13 protein-coding genes are annotated in these 19,138 nt (G+C 66.4%); 4 read left to right on the top strand and 9 right to left on the bottom strand.

Features of this window, described 5'->3' with window-relative positions; all coding sequences use genetic code 11:
* Position 1 precedes the first annotated feature (1 nt).
* Complete coding sequence (locus tag AC1GI4_RS15365) at positions 2-1,600, bottom strand: carboxyl transferase domain-containing protein (RefSeq protein ID WP_479630081.1); 1,599 nt, start codon at positions 1,598-1,600, stop codon at positions 2-4.
* Between the two features lie 139 nt (positions 1,601-1,739).
* Positions 1,740-2,906 carry an acyl-CoA dehydrogenase family protein gene (locus AC1GI4_RS15360; RefSeq protein WP_479630080.1) on the bottom strand — a complete coding sequence of 389 codons (1,167 nt, stop codon included), beginning with the start codon at positions 2,904-2,906 and terminating at the stop codon, positions 1,740-1,742.
* A 179-nt stretch (positions 2,907-3,085) separates the two neighbouring features.
* Here AC1GI4_RS15360 and AC1GI4_RS15355 point away from each other — a divergent pair, with 179 nt between their 5' ends.
* A complete protein-coding gene (locus AC1GI4_RS15355; protein ID WP_479630079.1) occupies positions 3,086-5,248 on the top strand; it encodes a histidine kinase dimerization/phosphoacceptor domain -containing protein in 2,163 nt (720 codons plus the stop codon).
* A gap of 390 nt (positions 5,249-5,638) precedes the next feature.
* On the opposite strand, the gene AC1GI4_RS15350 is transcribed toward AC1GI4_RS15355, so the two are convergent.
* The 7 genes from AC1GI4_RS15350 to rpiA form a co-directional block, all read right to left on the bottom strand.
* Entirely contained in the window at positions 5,639-6,091 is a 453-nt protein-coding gene (locus AC1GI4_RS15350; protein WP_479630078.1) for a biliverdin-producing heme oxygenase, read from the bottom strand.
* Positions 6,092-6,144: 53 nt separating this feature from the next.
* Positions 6,145-6,894: an HAD-IIB family hydrolase gene (locus AC1GI4_RS15345; protein WP_479630077.1), complete on the bottom strand. Its 750-nt coding sequence runs from the start codon at positions 6,892-6,894 to the stop codon at positions 6,145-6,147.
* Positions 6,891-7,724 (bottom strand): Cof-type HAD-IIB family hydrolase, encoded by an 834-nt coding sequence (locus tag AC1GI4_RS15340; RefSeq protein ID WP_479630076.1) that lies wholly within the window; start codon positions 7,722-7,724, stop codon positions 6,891-6,893. The genes AC1GI4_RS15345 and AC1GI4_RS15340 overlap by 4 nt, the downstream gene beginning before the upstream one ends.
* On the bottom strand, positions 7,721-8,704 hold the full coding sequence (gnd, locus tag AC1GI4_RS15335) for a phosphogluconate dehydrogenase (NAD(+)-dependent, decarboxylating) (protein WP_479630075.1): 984 nt from the start codon (positions 8,702-8,704) through the stop codon (positions 7,721-7,723). The genes AC1GI4_RS15340 and gnd overlap by 4 nt, the downstream gene beginning before the upstream one ends.
* A gap of 74 nt (positions 8,705-8,778) precedes the next feature.
* On the bottom strand, positions 8,779-9,900 hold the full coding sequence (gene tal, locus AC1GI4_RS15330) for a transaldolase (RefSeq protein WP_479630074.1): 1,122 nt from the start codon (positions 9,898-9,900) through the stop codon (positions 8,779-8,781).
* A complete protein-coding gene (gene tkt, locus AC1GI4_RS15325) occupies positions 9,900-11,987 on the bottom strand; it encodes a transketolase (RefSeq protein ID WP_479630073.1) in 2,088 nt (695 codons plus the stop codon). The genes tal and tkt overlap by 1 nt, the downstream gene beginning before the upstream one ends.
* Positions 11,988-12,060: 73 nt before the next feature.
* Positions 12,061-12,732, bottom strand: coding sequence for a ribose-5-phosphate isomerase RpiA (gene rpiA, locus AC1GI4_RS15320; protein WP_479630072.1), 672 nt, complete (start codon positions 12,730-12,732; stop codon positions 12,061-12,063).
* 268 nt (positions 12,733-13,000) lie between these two features.
* On the opposite strand from rpiA, the gene AC1GI4_RS15315 reads away from it, so the two are divergent.
* The 3 genes from AC1GI4_RS15315 to AC1GI4_RS15305 are packed head-to-tail and all read left to right on the top strand — an operon-like array spanning position 13,001 to position 19,030.
* The gene (locus AC1GI4_RS15315; RefSeq protein WP_433911158.1) at positions 13,001-14,185 is read left to right on the top strand and encodes an efflux RND transporter periplasmic adaptor subunit; all 1,185 of its coding nucleotides are present in this window, start codon (positions 13,001-13,003) and stop codon (positions 14,183-14,185) included.
* A gap of 7 nt (positions 14,186-14,192) precedes the next feature.
* Positions 14,193-17,420 carry a multidrug efflux RND transporter permease subunit gene (locus AC1GI4_RS15310; protein ID WP_479630071.1) on the top strand — a complete coding sequence of 1,076 codons (3,228 nt, stop codon included), beginning with the start codon at positions 14,193-14,195 and terminating at the stop codon, positions 17,418-17,420.
* Complete coding sequence (locus AC1GI4_RS15305) at positions 17,420-19,030, top strand: efflux transporter outer membrane subunit (protein ID WP_479630070.1); 1,611 nt, start codon at positions 17,420-17,422, stop codon at positions 19,028-19,030. The genes AC1GI4_RS15310 and AC1GI4_RS15305 overlap by 1 nt, the downstream gene beginning before the upstream one ends.
* Positions 19,031-19,138 lie beyond the last annotated feature (108 nt).

Raw genomic sequence — 19,138 nt, 5'->3', positions numbered from 1 at the left:
ATCACATCCGGAACACCCCGAACCGGGGTGCCTCCGCGATCGGCGCGTTGAGGCACGCATCCAGCGCCAGACCCAGGACATCCCGCGTCTGCGCCGGATCGACGATGCCGTCGTCCCACAGCCGCGCGGTCGCGTACCAGGGATTGCCCTCATCCTCGTAACGCTGGCGGATCGGGGCCTTGAACGCCTCCGCCTCGTCGGGCGTCCAACTCTCCGCATCGCGGTGGACGGTCGCCAGGACGCTCGCCGCCTGCTCGCCGCCCATCACGCTGATCCGCGCATTGGGCCAGGTGAACAGGAAGCGCGGCGAATAGGCGCGCCCGCACATGCCGTAATTGCCCGCGCCGAAGCTGCCGCCGATCAGCACGGTGATCTTAGGCACCTGCGCCGTCGCGACCGCGGTCACCAGCTTGGCACCGTGCTTGGCGATCCCCTCGGCCTCATAGCGGCCGCCGACCATGAAGCCGGAAATGTTCTGGAGGAACAGCAAAGGGATCCGCCGCTGGCACGCCAGTTCGATGAAGTGCGCGCCCTTCTGCGCACTCTCGGAGAACAGTACGCCGTTGTTGGCGAGGATCGCGACCGGCTTGCCATGGATATGCGCAAAGCCGCAGACCAGCGAGGCGCCGTACAGCGCCTTGAATTCATGGAAGCGTGATCCATCGACCAGCCGGGCGATCACCTCATGCACATCATAGGGTGCGCGCACGTCCTGCGGGATCAGGCCGTACAGCTCCTCGGCCGGGTAAAGCGGCTCGTCCGGCTCGGCTAGGTTGACGTCCGGCATGAACTGCGGCGGCAGGGTTTCCACGATGTCGCGGACGATCGACAGCGCATGGTCGTCATTCTCGGCGACATGATCGACCACGCCCGATTTGCGGCCATGCGTGTCCGCGCCGCCCAGTTCCTCGGCCGAGATGACCTCGCCGGTCGCGGCCTTCACCAGCGGTGGCCCGGCGAGGAAGATCGTCCCCTGCCCGCGCACGATCACCGTCTCGTCCGACATGGCGGGGACGTACGCGCCGCCCGCCGTACAGCTGCCCATGACGCAGGCGATCTGCGGAATGCCCGCCGCCGACATCTGCGCCTGGTTGAAGAAGATGCGGCCGAAATGATCGCGGTCGGGGAACACCTCCGCCTGATGCGGCAGGTTCGCGCCGCCGCTGTCGACCAGATAGATGCAAGGGAGATGGTTCTCGAGCGCGATCTCCTGCGCGCGCAGGTGCTTCTTGACGGTCAGCGGGAAATAGGTGCCGCCCTTCACCGTCGCGTCATTGGCGACGATCATGACCTGTCGGCCATGGACGCGGCCGATCCCGGCGATCAGGCCCGCGCCGGGGACCGCATCGTCGTACAGGCCGTTGGCGGCGAGCTGGCCGATTTCGAGGAAGGGCGAACCCGCGTCGAGCAGCTGTTCCACCCGGTCGCGGGGGAGCAGCTTGCCGCGCGCGACATGGCGCTCGCGCGAGGCTTCGCTGCCGCCGAGTCCCGCCTTCGCCACATCGCTGTGGAGACGTTCGGCCAGCGCCCGGTTGTGATTGGCATTGCTATGGAACGCCGCATCGTCACGCGAGAGACGCGAGGAAAGAACCGCTCCCATCAAATCCTCCCCAAGCTTTGCTTGGGGAGGGGGACCGCTCGCGCAGCGAGTGGTGGAGGGGCAAGGGGCGCACGCCCCTCCACCACCGCTTCGCGGTGGTCCCCCTCCCCATCTGCGATGGGGAGGAATGCGTCAGCCGTCATTGCGCCACCTTTTCGAGCTTGCCGATCAATTCGCGGCCAATCAGCATCCGGCGAATCTCGTTCGTCCCCGCCCCGATGTCGAGCAGCTTGGCATCGCGCGCGAAGCGTTCGGCCGGCCAGTCCTTGGTATAGCCCGCCCCACCCAACGCCTGGATCGCCTCCAGCGAGACCTTCACCGCATTCTCGCTCGCCAGCAGAATCGCGCCCGCCGCGTCGAAACGCGTCGTCCGGCCTGCGTCGCAACTGCGCGCCACCGCATAGACATAAGCCCGCGCCGAGTTGAGCGCGACATACATGTCGGCGATCTTGGCCTGGATCAGCTGGAACTCGCCGATCGCGCGGCCGAACTGACGGCGTTCGCGGACGTACGGCACCACCACGTCGAGGCACGCCTGCATGATGCCCAGTTGAATCCCCGCCAGCACCGCGCGCTCATAGTCCAGCCCGCTCATCAACACGCCGACGCCGCCATTGACCGGCCCCATGACCTGCGCATCGCCGACGAAACAGTCGTTAAAGACCAGCTCTGCGGTCGGGCTGCCGCGCATGCCCATCTTGTCGATCTTCTGGCCGATCGCAAAGCCTGCCATGTCCTTCTCGATCAGGAAGGCGGTAATGCCCCGGCTGCCCTCGCCCGTCTTGGCATAGACGACGAGCGTCTCTGCATAGGCCGCGTTGGTGATCCAGAATTTCGTGCCGTTCAACACCCAGCCGCCATCGGCCTTCACCGCGCGCAGCTTCATCGACACGACATCCGACCCCGCCGAGACTTCGGACATGGCCAGGCTGCCGACATGCTCGCCCGAGATCAGGCCGGGCAGATATTTCGCCTTCTGCTCCGCATTGCCCCAGCGACTGATCTGGTTGACGCACAGGTTGGAATGCGCGCCGTAGGACAGGCCCAGTGAAGCCGAGGCCCGTGACACTTCCTCGATCGCGACGACATGCTCCAGATAGCCCAGGCCCAGCCCGCCATCGGCTTCGGCCACGGTGATACCGTGCAGGCCCAGCGCGCCCATGTCAGGCCATATATGACGGGGAAACCAGTCTTCCGCGTCCATCCGGGCGGCGAGCGGCGCGATCCGGTCGGTCGCGAAACGGCGCGTCGCTTCACGGATCATGTCCGCGCTTTCGCCCAGTGCGAAATCGAAATCGTCGATCATGTCCTCTCCAAACGGCTCTTTGAGTCCGTAGGCCGCTTTAACCGTATATTACCCAAACGCGCAATCTTCGTTCCGCCGCCGACTGGGATGCTCCAAAATCGGATCGATTGCAGCGCCCATGTGTTTGCAACCCCGCGGAAAACCCGGCATGTGGCGGATAGAGAGGAATTCCGACCCTGATGGCCACGCGTCCCATCGTCACCGATCCAAGCCAGGATATCACGGCTTGCGACCGGGAACCGATCCATATCCCTGGCGCGATCCAGCCGCATGGGCTGTTGCTGGTGGTGGATGCCCCGACATTGACCGTCATCGCGGGTGCAGGACCGATCGAGGATCGGCTGGCCGCTGCATGGCTGGGCCTGCCGCTGGACACGCTGCTGGGACGCGATGTGGCGCAGATGGTCGCGGACATGCCGATCGGGCCGGGTAGCGCCGTTGCCGCCGTGCCGGTCGATGGGGTTTCCGAACGCTTTTCGGTGACCGCGCACCGGGTCGCGGGCGAGCGCGTGCTGATCGAGCTGGAAGCCGGGATGACCGATGCCCCCTGGGGCAAGGGAAGCCCGCTCAGCTGGATCGATGCCGCCGTCACCGGCTTCGAGCGAACCGCCGACCTGCCCATGTTGTTCGAGCGGGCGGCCGCCACCTTCCAGCAGCTGACCGGGTTTGATCGGGTCATGCTCTACCGCTTTCTCGACGAGGATGCGGGTCGCGTCGTCGCCGAGGCGCGGTCGGCCGACCTGCCCTCCTTCCTCCATCATCATTTCCCCGCCTCCGACATTCCGAAACAAGCGCGCGCGCTTTATGTCCGCAACCGGACGCGCAGCATCCCGGATGTGGACTATGTGCCAGCCCCCATCCGACCCGAGGGCTTCGAGACGCTGGACCTCAGCGATGTCGGCCTGCGCAGCGTGTCGCCGATCCATGTCCGATATCTGAAGAACATGGGCGTGGCGGCATCGGCGTCGATCTCGATCGTCAAGGATGGGCTGCTCTGGGGCATGATGGCATGCCATCATTACACCCCGCGCCGCCTGTCGCCCGAACTGCGCGCCGCCGCCGCCGGCCTGGCGAGTGCGCTGGCGCGACAGATCCGCGCCAAGGAAGAGGCCGAGCTATACCGCGAGCGGCTGCGCCTGCGCGCGGCGGAGGACAGCCTGTTGCCGCGTATCATCGGCATGGGCGACCTGGTCCCGGCCATCCGCCGCCTGATGCCGGAAATGATGGCGATGATGTGCGCGACGGGCTTTGCCGTCGTCGACCAGAAGAAGGTCCATAGCCACGGCACCTGTCCGCACGATCTGGCGATTCCCGACATCGCCAGCTGGGCCGCGATCCGCGGCGGCGGTGACCTGTTCTTCACCCATGAGCTGCCCGCGCTGATGCCGGATACCGCCCCGCTGGCCGCTGCGGCGGCGGGTGTGCTGGCCCTGCCGCTGGTCGATGGCGGCGTCACCCTCCTCTGGTTCCGTGCAGAGCATGTCGAGGAGGTCGAATGGGCGGGCAATCCGCACAAATCGGTCGCGCTGACCCCGGACGCCACGCTCAACCCGCGTACCTCGTTCGAAAGCTGGCGCGAGACGGTGCGCGGCCGTTCGCGCCGTTGGACGATGGAAGAGGTGGAGGCCGGGCATCGCCTGCGCCGGGCGCTGCACGACGCGGCGCAAAACCACCGGCTGCGCGGGCTGAACACCGCGCTCCAGCGCACGCTGGACGACAAGGAGGCGCTGCTTCTCCAGAAGGACGTGCTGATGAAGGAGGTGGACCACCGGGTCCAGAACAGCCTCCAGCTCGTCTCGTCCTTCCTGTCGCTCCAGGCCAAGGCGGCCGACGATCCCCGCGTGCGCGAACAGCTGAACGAAGCCAAGGCGCGGCTGTCCGCCGTCGCGCTGGTCCATCGTCGCCTCTACCGCGACGACCAGATCCAGACGGTCGACCTGGCGCGCTACCTCGAGGATCTGGTCGGCGACATGAAGCAGTCCATGGGCCGGGACTGGGCGGCGATGATGCGGCTAGACCTCGCCCCCGTGCTGATGCCGACCGACCGGGCGATCAATCTGGGACTGGTGACGACCGAACTCATCATCAACGCGACCAAATATGCCTATGACGGTGCGGTCGGTCCGGTGACGATCACGCTGGAGCAATATGGCAACCGCCTGCGCCTGATCGTTGCGGACCAGGGCCGTGGAAGGGCGGATCAGGACAACGCACCGGGCGATGGCCGGGGGTTCGGCAGCCGGATGATGGCGGCGATGATGCAGCGGCTGTCGGGGTCGATCGAATATGACGACAACCAGCCCGGCCTGCGAGCGATCGTGATCGCGCCGATCACGGATTGAGGGCGGTCACCAGACGGCCCCTTTCTCCCCACGCTCCGTTCAGCCTGAGCGAAGTCGAAGGCCATGAGAGTGTCTGTACTGCCCTCACCGTTCCCACCCGCTAGAGCATGATGACATGAGATTAACTCACCCCTCCCCTTCAGGGGAGGGGCCGGGGGTGGGGCGCCTCCGCAAGTGTGCAGCCCGTGGCGAGGCCCCACCCCAACCCCTCCCCTGAAGGGGAGGAGCTCGCCTTGGTTCACCGCAACGTCAGCACGGTCTAAAGCGGGCGGGCCCCTTCCCTCTCCCAGTAAGAGAGGGAGGGAGGCGCGAAGCGTCGGAAGGGTGAGGGTAGCTTGGTCGAAGATACCCGTGGCCTTCGACTTCGCTCAGGCTGAACGGAGGGTAGGATTACGCCGCTCGCCCGTACAGCGCGAAGACCTCTTCTGCCGCCGCCAGCGCGCGATCGATCCACGCTGCATCCGCCGCCGCCTCGTCCAAGGCATGGCGAAACGCCCGCCACTCGCCGGGCCCGAAACCGGATTCTAGATACGCGCGCGGCAACCCCTCGCCTACCTGCCGGGCGAGCATCACGCCACCCAGTCGCGAGCCTTCGGTCACGTAAAGCGCACCCCAACGTGCCGCCTCGTCATCGGGAAGATCGAACGGTAGGGGTTCGGGAATAGCCTCTCCTAGCGCGGTCAAGTCCGCCGCCAGCGCCTCGCGCCGAGAACGCCAGGGAAAACCGATGTGCCGCCCGGCCAGCCAGGCCTCGACCGCCGGGAGCGCGCGGGCATGGGCGATCAGGAAAGCGGTGTAGCTTTCCCGATCGTCCAGCCGATAGGCGCCGTAAGCCGCGTCCACCGCCTCATGCGCCGGACCTGTGCGGGCGCGTAGGGCAGCGGACGCGCCGGAGCTTACTTCTTCAGGCAGGCGACGATCCCCGCGATGACCGCCAGCGTCTCTTCCGGATCACGCACGCGCACCGTGTCGAGGCCGAGTTCCTTGGCGGGATAGTCGTTGCCGCCCGGGAAGATCGCATCGCCGATGAACATCATCGCATCGAGCGCGATGCCGCTGGCGTCGCGCAGCTTCTTCAGGCCGTATGCCTTGTCGACGCCCTCGCGGGTGATGTCGATCGAGGTCGCGCCGCCCATGTTGATCGACAGGCCCGGCAGGCGCTGCTTGAGGTCCGCCTGGATGACCTTGCGCTTCTCGAACTTGGGGTCCCAATGTTCCTTGGCGTCGATCGGCGCCTGCTGGCCGAGCGCGGAGAAGGTGATCTGGCTGCCGCGATCCTCGATCCGCTCGCCCCAGGTCTGTTCGGGGACGAAGCCGGTCGCCTCCAGCGAGGCGTCGAACGCCTCCAGGATCTTGGCCTTGGTCGCGTCGTCGAACAGCTCGGCATAGACCGGGGTCCAGCTACCGTCCTTGTACGTGTAGAGCTTGGTGCCGGTGGTCGGCATCAGCCACAGCTTGGTGCGGTCGGCGCGCTCTGGCAGGCGGCTGGCGACCTGCTTGTCGAACTGCGGCCAGTCGCCGCCCGAAATCACCGCGACATGCGCGACGTCGAGCAGGTCGGCCAGCGCCTCCCCCATCGGCTCGCCCAAAGGCTGCTTGCTTTCGGCCAGCGTACCGTCGAGGTCGAACGCAACCAGTTGCTTCATGAAGGCACTCCGATTCTGGGCATGATGATGGTGTCGATGGCATAGGCTACGCCATCCTCGGCATTGGAACGGGTGTGTACCGAGATCTGTTCCCTAACGGCATCCGGCGCATTCGCCATCACGATCGGCAGCCCGGCGCGTGTCAACATGGGAAGGTCGTTGGCCTGGTCGCCCAGCACCGCCACTTCCTCCAGCGAGACGCCGAACGCCTGGGCCAGCGTCGCCACGCCGTCGCCCTTGTTGGCCTTCAGCGCGGTCACGTCGAGATAATAGGTCTGCGACTGGGCGATGGTTGCCGCTTCCCCATGCGCCGCATTGGCCTTGTCGTGCAGGCCGCGCAGCAGCTCGGCATCGTCGCTGACCAGGGTGATCTTGTCGACCTTGTCGACCAGCGCGGTGAAGTCCTGCGTAATCACCGGCTCCTGCGAGGACGCCTTGCGCTCATGCTCGACATGGGTGCCATCGCCGCTGCTGGCGTACCAGCGATCGTCCGCGAAGACCCAGATGGCGAGCGGCTTGTCCGCCGCCATCGCCAGCACATCGTTAACCACCGCGACCGGCACGCGAAACTGCGCATCGACCGAGCCGTCGCGGCGGAAGACGGTGCCGCCGTTGAACGCCCCGATCGGCGCGTCGATCGCCAGTTCGTCGGCCAGCCAGCCCAGCCCCGATCGCGGCCGGGCGCTGATGATGGTGAAGCCGACGCCCGCCGCCTCCAGCCGCTTGACGGCGGCAACGGTGGCGGCGCGCAGCTTCTTGTCGGGGTCGACGAGCGTGCCGTCGACGTCCGACACCACCAGCCGGATGGGCCTCCGAACCGGATCGCTCATTGCGGGATTTCGGTGTGGCCGCCAAAGCCGAAGCGCATCGCCGACAGCACCTTGTCGCCATAGGTATGCTCGATACGGCTGCGATAGCGCGCGAAGAGCGAGGCGGTCAGGACGTTGGCCGGAACCTTCTCCTCCATCGCCGCGTCGATCGTCCACTGGCCCTCGCCCGAATCGGCGACATGGCCCGAGAACTGCTCGAGCATCTCATCCTTGGCCAGCGCGATCGCGGTCAGGTCGAGCAGCCAGGACGAGATCACGCTGCCGCGCCGCCACACTTCGGCGATGTCGGTCAGGTTCAGGTCGAACCGCTCGTCCTCGGGCAGCTTGTCGCTGTTCTTCGACTTCAGAATGTCGAAGCCCTCGGCATAGGCCTGCATCAGGCCGTACTCGATGCCGTTGTGGATCATCTTGACGAAGTGGCCCGCACCCGCAGGCCCGGCATGGATATAGCCCTTTTCGGCGCGCTGATCGACCTTGTCGGCGATGCGGCCCGGCGTGCGGACGATGTCGCCCAGGCCGGGTGCCAGCGCCTCGAAGATCGGGTCGAGGTGATCGACGGTTTCCTTGTCGCCGCCGATCATCATGCAATAGCCGCGCTCCAGGCCCCAGACGCCACCCGAGGTGCCGACATCGACATAGTGGATGCCCTGCTCGGCCAGCATCTTGGCGCGGCGGATGTCGTCCTTGTAGAAGCTGTTGCCGCCATCGATGACGACGTCGCCGTCCTTGGCCAGCTTGGCGATCTCCGCGATCGTGTCCTCGGTCGGACCACCAGCGGGCAGCATCACCCACCAGATCGCCTTATCGGCGAGCTTGGCAGCCATGTCCTCCAGCCCGGTGGCGGCTTCCGCGCCGTCCTTGGCGAGCGTCTGCACCGCCTCGTCGCTGCGATCCCAGGCCACCACCTGATGCCCAGCCTGCATCAGGCGGCGTGCGATATTGCCTCCCATGCGGCCGAGGCCGACCAGACCGATCTTCATGCGGGAACTCCGTTACTGTCGTGAAAAAGAGAAAGGCCCCCTCCCCGTGTCTGGGGAGGGGGCCTGCCGGGGCATCAGGCCGCCGGCTGCTTCTGGCCGATGGCGCCGAGCAGATCGTCGAACGCCTTGACGAAGGAGGCGACCCCCTCGGCGACCAGCGTGTCGGTCACGCCGTTCAGGTCCAGGCCCAGACGGTCGGCCTCGGCGAGCACATGCTTGGCGTCGTCGATATCGGCGGTCAGCGTCTCGGCCACCGTGCCATGGTCGCGGAAGGCGTCCATCGTCTTGGGCGGCATGGTGTTGACCGTGTCCGGCCCGATCAGCGTGTCGACATAGAGCGTGTCCGGGTAGGCCGGGTCCTTGGTCCCCGTCGACGCCCAGAGCAGCCGCTGCGGCTGCGCGCCCTTGGCCGCCAGCGCCTGCCAGCGGTCGGACTTCAGGAAGTCCAGATACCATTGATACGCCATCTTGGCGTTGGCGATGGCGACCTTGCCGCGCACGGCCTTCAGCGCATCGGCTTCGGCGTCACCGGCGGCGACGCGTTCGTCAATCTTCTTGTCGATCGCCGAGTCGATGCGGCTGATGAAGAAGCTGGCGACGCTGGCGATCCGGTCGATCGGCTGCCCGGCCTTCACCCGCTCTTCGAGCCCGGCGGCATAGGCTTCGGCCACCTTGATATACGCATCGACCGAGAAGAGCAGCGTCACGTTGACGTTGATCCCCTTGGCGATGGTCGCCGAGATAGCCGGTGCGCCCGCATCGGTGCCCGGAATCTTGATCATCAGATTCGGGCGATCGACCGCATGCCACAGCTTCTCGGCCTCGGCGGTGGTCGCGTCGGTATCGTCGGCGATGTAGGGCGACACCTCCAAGCTGACATAGCCGTCCTTGGCGTCGAGCCGGTCATAGACCGGCTTCAACGTCTCCGCCGCCGCCTTGATGTCCTGGATCGCCAGATGCTCGTAGCGGTCGATGGTCGCCGCGCCGGGGTTTTCCTTGTCGAAGGCGGCGAGCGTCGCGTCATAGGCGTCGCCATGCCCCATCGCCTTTTCGAAGATCGAAGGGTTGGAGGTGACGCCGGTCAGCCCGTCCTCGGCGACGAGCTTTTCCAGCCCCTTCGCCTCCAGGAACTTGCGATCGACGAAATCGAGCCAGGGGGCGCAGCCCTTGGCGCCCAGTTCCGACAGCTTGCTCATCACTTGGTCTCCAGCATTTCGCGGGCCACCTTCACGACATTGTCGTGGGTGAAGCCGAACTTGTCCTGCAACTTGGCGAGCGGGGCCGAGGCACCGAAGGTCGACATGGTGATCGTGCGACCGCCGAACCCGACATAGCGGTCCCAGCCGATCGACCCGGCCTGCTCGACCGCCAGACGCTTGGTGACGGCCTTGGGCAGAACGCTCTCCTTATAGGCGGCGTCCTGCATCTCGAACCGGAACCAGCTGGGCAGCGAGACGACACGGACCTTCACGCCGTCCGCCTTCAACGTCTCATAGGCATCGGCGACTAGCGACAGTTCCGAGCCCGTCGCGATCAGGATCAGGTCGGGCGTGCCGTCGCAATCGGCGAGCACGTAACCGCCCTTCTTCACGCCCGAAGCAGGCGCGTACTTGCTGCGATCCAGCGTCGGCAGCGCCTGACGCGAGAAGATCAGCGCGGTCGGGTGGTTGGCCGATTCAACGGCGCAGCGCCATGCCTCAGCCACTTCGTTCGCATCGCCGGGGCGGATGGTGTCGAGGCCGGGGATCGCGCGCAGTGTCGCCAGATGCTCGATCGGCTGGTGGGTCGGGCCGTCCTCGCCCACGCCGATCGAGTCGTGCGTGAAGACGAAGGTCGCGCCCAGTTCCATGATCGCGGCGAGGCGGATCGGCGCGCGCATATAGTCGGAGAAGACCAGGAAGGTCGCACCGTAGGACCGCAGGTGCGACAGCGCCATGCCGTCGACGATCGCGCCCATCGAATGCTCACGCACGCCGAAGTGCATGTTGCGCCCGCCATAGCTGCCCGCCTGGAACGAGCCGCCGTCCTTGATGAGCGTCTTGGTTGAGGGCGCGAGGTCGGCCGAACCGCCGATCAGCCACGGCACCTTGGCGGCGATGGCGTTCTGCACCTTGCCGCCCGAGTCGCGGCTGGCGATGCCCTTGGCATCCGCCTCAAAGACAGGGATGTCGGCATCCCAGCCCTCGGGCAGCTTGTCGGCCAGCATCGCGTCCAGTTCGGTGGCGAGGCCGGGATATTCAGCGCGGTACTTGTCGACCATCGCAACCCATGCGTCGCGCAGCGGCTTGCCACGGCTTTCGATCGCCTTGCGGAACGCGTCGCATACGCCGTCGGGGACCAGGAACTTGGCGTCCTCGGGCCAGCCATAGGCCTTCTTGGTCGCGCGGATGGCGTCGTCGCCCAGCGGCTCGCCATGCGCCTTTTCGCTGCCCGCCTTGGGGCTGCCATAGCCAATGACCGACTTCACGACGATAAAGGTCGGCTTGTCGGTGGTCGCCTTGAACGTGTCGAGCGCGGCGGTCAGCGCGGCGACGTCGTTGGCGTCGTCGACATGCAGGACGTTCCAGCCATAGGCCTCGAAGCGCTTACCCACATCCTCGTCGAACGCCAGGTCGGTGCCGCCTTCGATCGAAATGTGGTTCGAGTCGTAGATCCAGCAGAGGTTGGACAGCTTCAGATGCCCGGCGGTCGAGGCCGCCTCCGACGCGACGCCCTCCATCATGTCGCCGTCGCCGCACACGACGTACACGTCATGGTCGAAGATCGGGAAACCCTCGCGGTTGAAATGCGCGGCCAGCCAGCGCTCGGCGATCGCCATGCCGACCGAGTTGCCGCAACCGGCACCCAGCGGGCCGGTCGTCGTCTCGACGCCGGTGGTGTGACGATATTCGGGATGGCCCGGCGTCTTCGAGTTGAGCTGGCGGAAGCCCTTCAGGTCGTCCAGGCTCAACGCGGGCTTGCCCGACTTTTTGCCTTCCGCATCAATCTCTTCGATGCCCGCCAGGTGGATCAGTGAATAGAGCAGCATCGAGGCATGGCCGACCGACAGCACGAAGCGGTCGCGATTGGGCCAGTCGGCGTGCGCGGGATCGTAACGCAGGAACTTGGACCAGACAGTGTGACCGACCGGCGCCAGCGCCATCGGCGTGCCCGGATGGCCCGAATTGGCCTGCTGCACCGCGTCCATCGACAGGGTGCGGATGGTGTCGATGGTCAGGCGCTCGATCGACCCGTCCTCGTGGAGATGGCTGTCGGCCACGGCATTGGTGGTGGCATCGGTCATGAAACTGGCCTCATCCTCTGTATTTGCGATCGAACGCATCCGCGCTCGCTCTGGTTGCCATGCGTGGGCGGCCTTAGCGTGCCTGACGCCCCCGTTCCAGCCGGGTAACGATCCCCTCCCCGGCAATATAGGCGGCATCGATCTCGGTCAGGAACAGGCCGTGCCCGACGACGCCGGGAATCGCCATCAGCGCGCCCGCCAGTCCCGGCAGGTCGGCGTCGTCCCAGCCATATCCGTCGACCACGATATTGCCGTTGTCGGTACGATAGTCGGTACGCTCCTCAAGCCGTTCGAACAGCGCCGAAAGCCGGGCCGCCGCAAAGGCCCGCGCGAAGGGAAGGATTTCGACCGGCAGCTTGACCCCGCCCAGTCGGTCCACCCGCTTGGCGGCATCAGCGATGACGATCATCCGGTCGGCCGAGGCGGCGACGATCTTTTCCCGCACCATCGCTCCACCCGCCCCCTTCACCGCACGCAACCGGGCGTCGATGGCGTCGGCACCGTCTATTGCCAGATCCACCCGCACCGCATCCGCGAAATCGCGCACCGCGATGCCCAGTGACCGGGCCAGATCGGCGCTGGCTTGTGAGGTCGCCACGGCCTGGATCTTCAGGCGCCTGTCCGCCAATGCGATAATGGCATGGGCTGCGGTCGAGCCGGTCCCCAGCCCCACCAGCATATCGTCGCAAACCTCTTCTACCGCAGCGGCCGCGGCGAGGCGTTTATCGGCATCCCGATCGATCATGTCCCTTTGAAAATGCATCAAAACCGCAAAGGCTCCCCGGCTTCCGGAATTTGTCGCAGTGCGACAATTTGCGACAATTAAAGGCGGCGAATTAGGCCATGGTCGCTTGCCTTTTCGAAGCCGCATCGTGCATTTTGTTGTCGAACGGAAACGTTAAGTCATACTCGGGCATTATCGTGCGGGCCGGGCGCGCGGCTGGCACTTCAGGCAGGTGAACGATTTGAATTTTGCAGGCTTTCGCGGGCGCGGCATGCTCGCAGGTTCGGCTATGGTCCTGGCACTTGCGACCCTTTCGGGATGCGGCGGTGAAAAGGGTGGCGGCGCGACCAAGGGACGCGGCGGGGCGCAAGCGACGCCGACCGTCGGTTTCGTGACCGTCCAGCCGACGAACGCACCGATCGTCACCGAACTCGCCGCGCGGACCAGCGCCTTTGAAAGCTCGGACGTGCGGCCGCAGGTCACTGGCGTGATCCGCCGCCGCCTGTTCACCGAGGGTAGCCTCGTCAAGCGTGGCCAGCCGCTCTACGAAATCGACCCCCGCCTCTATCGCGCCGCCGCCAACCAGGCCGCCGCCAATCTGCAAAGCGCACAGGCCAATGCCGAGGCCACCCGTACGCTGGCCGAACGCTACCGCCCGCTGGCGCAGATCGAAGCGATCTCGAAGCAGGATTACACCAACGCCCAGGCCAGCGCGCGCCAGGCCGCCGCACAGGTCGCACAGACCCGCGCCGCCTTGGAAACCGCGCGCGTCAACCTGCAATTCACCACCGTCCCCGCCCCCATCTCGGGCCGCATCGGCCGATCGCTGTTCACCGTCGGCGCCCTGGTCAGCAGCGGGCAGACCGATCCGCTGGCACAGATTCAGCGGCTCGACCCGATCTTCGTCGACATCCAGCAGTCCGCCACCAACCTGCTGTCGCTGCGGCGCAGCCTGTCGGCGCGGGACGGCGTGATCCCCGCCAGCGCGCGCGTGACGCTGCGGCTGGAAGACGGCACCGATTACGGCCAGACCGGCACGGTCGAATTTGCCGAGGCCGTGGTCGATCCGCAGACCGGCACCGTGACACTGCGCGCGCGCTTCCCCAATCCGCAAGGCCTGTTGCTGCCCGGCATGTTCGTCCGTGCCCGCTTCGCGCAGGCGATCGACACCAGCGCCTATATGGTGCCGCAGCAGGCGGTGTCGCGCGATCCGAAGGGCAATGCGACGGTGTTCATCGTCGGCCCGAACGACAAGGTTCAGGAACGCAAGGTCAAGGCCGAGCGGACGCAGGGTGCCTTTTGGGTCGTCACCGACGGCCTGAAGCCCGGCGACAAGATCGTGACCCAGGGCCTGGGCACGCTGCGCCCCGGCCAGAGCGTGCGTGCGGTGCCGGCCGACACCCCGCAAAAGGTCCAGCCGCCCTCGCCCGAACAGCTGAAGAAGATGCAGGCCGCCAAGGGCAAGGCGGGCTGACCAGACCATGATCAGCCGCGTCTTCATCGATCGTCCCATCTTCGCCTGGGTTCTGGCCATCATCGTCATGCTGGCGGGCGTCGGCGCGATCATGGGTCTGCCCATCGCGCAATATCCGGACGTCGCACCGCCCCAGGTGTCGATCCGCGCCACCTTCCCCGGCGCGTCCGCGCAGACGCTGCAGAACTCGGTCACCCAGGTCATCGAACAGCAGCTGACCGGCATCGACGGCCTGCTCTATTTCCAGTCGTCCTCGTCCAGCCGCGGCTCGGTGACGATCACCGCCACCTTCGCCAAGGGCACCGACCCCGACATCGCGCAGGTGCAGGTTCAAAACCAAGTCCAGCAATCGGTCGCCCGCCTGCCGCAGCAGGTGCAGCAACAGGGGCTGGTCGTCCGCAAGTCGAACCCCGACTTCCTCCTCATCGCGGGCGTCTATGACGAGACGAACCGGATGACGAACCAGGACGTCGCCGATTACCTCGTCTCCAACCTCCAGGACCCGCTGGGCCGTATCCAGGGCGTCGGCGACACCAACGTCTTCGGTTCGCAATATGCGATGCGTATCTGGCTGAATCCGGAAAAGCTGTCCTCTTATCAGCTGATGCCGTCGGACGTCGTCACTGCGATCCAGAACCAGAATACCGAGGTCGCGGCCGGTGAGGTCGGCGGCACGCCGTCGCCGACGACGCAGATGCTGAATGCGACCGTGACCTCCATGTCGCGGCTCCAGACGCCCGAGCAGTTCCGCGAGATCATCGTCAAGACGCTGAACAACGGCGCGACGGTCAAGCTGTCCGACGTGGCGCGGATCGAACTCGGCGCGGAAAGCTATGCCGCGGTCAGCCGGATCAACCAGCATCCCGGCGCCGGTATCGCCGTGCTGATGGCCCCTGGCGCGGACGCGCTGAAGACCGCCGAACTGGTCAAAGCCGAGGTCAACCGCGTCGCCAAGACCTTCCCGCCCGGTCTGAAGGTCGCCTATGCCAACGACACGACCGCCTTCATCAAGCTGTCGATCGACGAGGTGGTCAAGACGCTGATCGAGGCGATCATCCTCGTCGTCATCGTCATGTTCGTCTTCCTGCAAAGCTGGCGCGCGACACTGGTCCCGACGATCGCGGTGCCGGTGGTGCTGCTGGGCACCTTCGCCATCTTCTATATCGCGGGATTCTCGATCAACACGCTGACGCTGTTCGGGCTGGTGCTGGCGATCGGCCTGCTGGTCGACGACGCCATCGTGGTCGTCGAGAATGTCGAGCGTCTGCTCGAGGAAAATCCCGACATGACGCCGCGCGAGGCGACGATCGAGTCGATGAAGGAGATCAGCGTAGCGCTGATCGCCATCGCACTCGTCCTGTCGGCGGTGTTCCTGCCGATGGCGTTCTTCGGGGGGTCGACGGGCGTCATCTATCGCCAGTTCTCGATCACCATCGTCTCGGCGATGATCCTGTCCGTCGCGGTCGCTCTGATCCTCAGCCCCGCCCTGACCGCGACGCTGTTGAAGCAGAAGGCACGCGAAGGGGAAGAAGGCGGCTGGCTCGACCGCAAGTTCCCGCGCGTCGCGCACGGGCTCCAGCGTGCCAAGGATGGCTTCAACACGCGCTTCGAGTGGACGGTCGAGAAATACACCTCGGCCGTACGCACGGTGGTCGACCGCAAATGGCTGTTCCTGCTGATCTATGCGGGCGTGGTCGCGCTGCTGGCCATCCTCTTCCTGCGCCTGCCGACCGGCTTCCTGCCGACCGAGGATCAGGGATCGGCAATCGTCCAGTTCCGCCTGCCCGCCGGTGCGACCCAGGGGCGCACCATGGAGGTGCAGCGCCAGGTCGAGCAGTATTTCGCCCAGCATGAGGGCAAGAACGTCAAGGTGCTGTTCTCGGTCGCCGGGGGCGGCGGGGGCGGCACCAGCGGCCAGAATACCGGCCAGGGCTTCATCAACTTCACCGACTGGGCCGATCGCAAGGGCAAGGAGAACAGCGCCGACGCCATCACCGGCCGCGCCTCCGCCGCGTTCCGGGGGCTTCGCGATGCGCAGGTCTTCGCGCTGGTGCCCCCCGCCATTCGCGGCCTGGGCCAGTCGGACGGCTTCACCATGGAGCTTCAGAACATCTCCGGCATGCCGCTGGAGAAGTTCGAGGCGGTACGCGACGAGCTGCTCGCCAAGGCCAATGCCGACCCGATGCTGGCTTCGGTTCGCCTGACCGAGCTGCCCGACATCGCCACGCTGCGCGTCGACCTCGACCAGCAGAAGCTGGCGGCGCTGGGGCTGACCCAGCAACAGGTGAACTCGACCCTGTCGACCGCCTGGGGCGGGCAATATGTCAACGACTTCATCGATCGCGGCCGCGTCAAGCGCGTGTTCGTCCAGGGCGATGCGCCCTATCGCGCCGAGCCCGAGGACCTGAAGCAATGGTTCGTGCGTGGCTCGAGCGGCCAGATGGCGCCCTTCTCGTCCTTCTCGACGATCAACTGGGGCGTGGCGCCGACCACCCTGTCGCGGTTCAACGGCATTTCCTCCTATGAATTTCAGGGATCGGCCGCGCCGGGCTACAGCTCGGGCGATGCCATGCAGCGGATGACCGAGCTCGCCTCGCAAATCCCCGGCACCTCGATCGCCTGGGCGGGTCTGTCCTATCAAGAACGGCTGTCGGGCGGACAGGCGCCGATCCTCTACGGCCTGTCGATCCTGGTCGTGTTCCTGTGCCTGGCCGCGCTTTATGAAAGCTGGTCGATCCCGTTCGCGGTGCTGCTCGTCATTCCGCTGGGCCTGATCGGCGCGGTCGCCTTCGTGACGCTGCGCGGGCTGACCAACGACGTCTATCTCCAGATCGGCCTGCTGACGACGATGGGGCTGGCGGCGAAGAACGCCATCCTGATGATCGAGTTCGCCGAACAGGCGGAGAAACAGGGCAAGCGCGTGATCGACGCCGCGCTGGAGGCCGCCAAGATCCGTCTGCGCCCGATCCTGATGACCAGCTTCGCCTTCATCTTCGGCGTGTTGCCGCTCGCCATCTCGACGGGTGCGGGCGCCAACAGCCGCATCGCGATCGGCACCGCCGTGATCGGGGGCATGCTGACCGCCACCGTGCTGGCGATCTTCTACATCCCGCTGTTCTTCGTGCTGGTGCGCCGGTCGGTGCGCAACGGCCTGGCCCGCTTGCGCGGCAAGCCGATGAGCGAACACGGCGCGGGGCATCGCCCGGCCCCCGAAGGCGAAGCGGAGAAGGCCTGATGCGTATCCAGTCCCCCTCTCGCTCGCTGGCCCTCGCGCTGCTGCTCGGCGCGACCGCGCTTTCGGCCTGCTCGATGAATCCGAAATATGAACGGCCCGCAACGCCGGTGCCGCCCTCCTGGCCGGTCGGCGACGCCTATCTCCGCCAGTCGGAGGCGGCGCTGCCCACGGTGCGTTACAGCGACATCTTCCGCGATGCGCGGTTGCAGCAGCTGATCGTGCAGGCGCTGGCCAACAATCGCGATCTGCGGATCGCGGCGGCCAACATTGCCTCCACCCGCGCGCAATATCGCATCCAGCGGGCCAATCTGCTTCCCAATGTCAGCGCCACGGGCCGGTACAGCTACACCGATCGCGGATCGGGCGGCGCCGGATCGAGCGCGGTCGGGGGAGGTGGCACGGGCACCAACACCGGCAATAACGGTGGCACCGGGACCGGCAACGGCACCATCGGTGGCGGCACGGGTACCGGCGTCGGCAATGGCGGTGTCGACACCGGCGGTGGAGCCGGGGGCATCGTTACGGGTGCCGGTGGCAGCGGCAGCGCCTGGTCGGTCAATCTGGGCGTCAACGCGTTCGAGCTGGACCTGTTCGGGCGCATTCGCTCACTGACCGGCTCCGCGCTCGACCGCTATTTCGCGACCGAGGCGGCGGCGCGCGCGACCCGACTGACGCTGGTCGGCGACATCGCCGAGGCGTGGCTGAACTATGGTGCGGACCAGAGCCTGCTCGCCATCGCGCAGCAGACCGCCGCCAATGCCGAGCGCAGCGTCGCGCTGACCCGCGCGCGGCTGCAGGGTGGAATTTCGCCGCGTACCGATCTGCGGCAGGCCGAACAGGTGCTGGCGACCGCCCAGGCCGATCTGGCACAGCAGAAGACGGCGGTGGCGCAGGACGTCAACGCGCTGCAACTGCTCGTCGGTGCGCCGATCGACACCGCACTCCTGCCCCGCTCGATCGAGGAAGCCGCCCCCACCGTCGCGACGCTGCCCGCCGGACTCGATTCCGGCATCCTCCTGCGTCGTCCGGACGTGGTGCAGGCCGAATATCTGTTGCGCGCCGCCAATGGCCAGATCGGCGCGGCGCGTGCGGCACTGTTCCCGCGCATCTCGCTGACCGGGCTGGTCGGGTTCGCCAGCACCGCGCTGTCGTCACTCTTCTCGGGCGGCAGCTTCAATTACTCGGTCGCGCCGTCGGTCAGCTATCCGATCTTCCAGGCGGGCGCGGGCGTGGCGAATGTCGAATATTCCAAGGCGCAGCGCGACGCCGCTCTCGCGACCTATGAAAAGACGATCCAGACCGCGTTTCAGGAAACCGCCGACGCATTGGCGCGGCAGGGCACGATCGCCGATCAGCTCGGCGCCAATCGCCGCTTCCTGAATGCCGCCACCGACACCTATCGCCTGACCGAGGCCAGCTATCGCGGCGGGGTGACGCCATTCCTCAATACGCTGGATGCGCAGCGCTCGCTCTATTCGGCGCAGCGGACGGTGATCGCGACCCAGCTGACGGCGGCGACCAACCGGGTCACGCTATACCGCGTGCTGGGGGGTGATTCGCTGCTGGAGGCCGCGCCGAGCGGCCCGGTGGCGCTCAGCCCTGGTAATTAGACCGTGATGGCGTTGCGTTGAACCAAGGAGAGCCCCTCCCCTTCAGGGGAGGGGTTGGGGTGGGGCCTCGCCACGGGCTGTACGCTTGCGGAGGCGCCCCGCCCCCGG

The sequence above is a fragment of the Sphingomonas sp. 77B genome (genome assembly GCF_056497825.1).
This window is presented reverse-complemented; position numbering and strand designations above follow the sequence as displayed.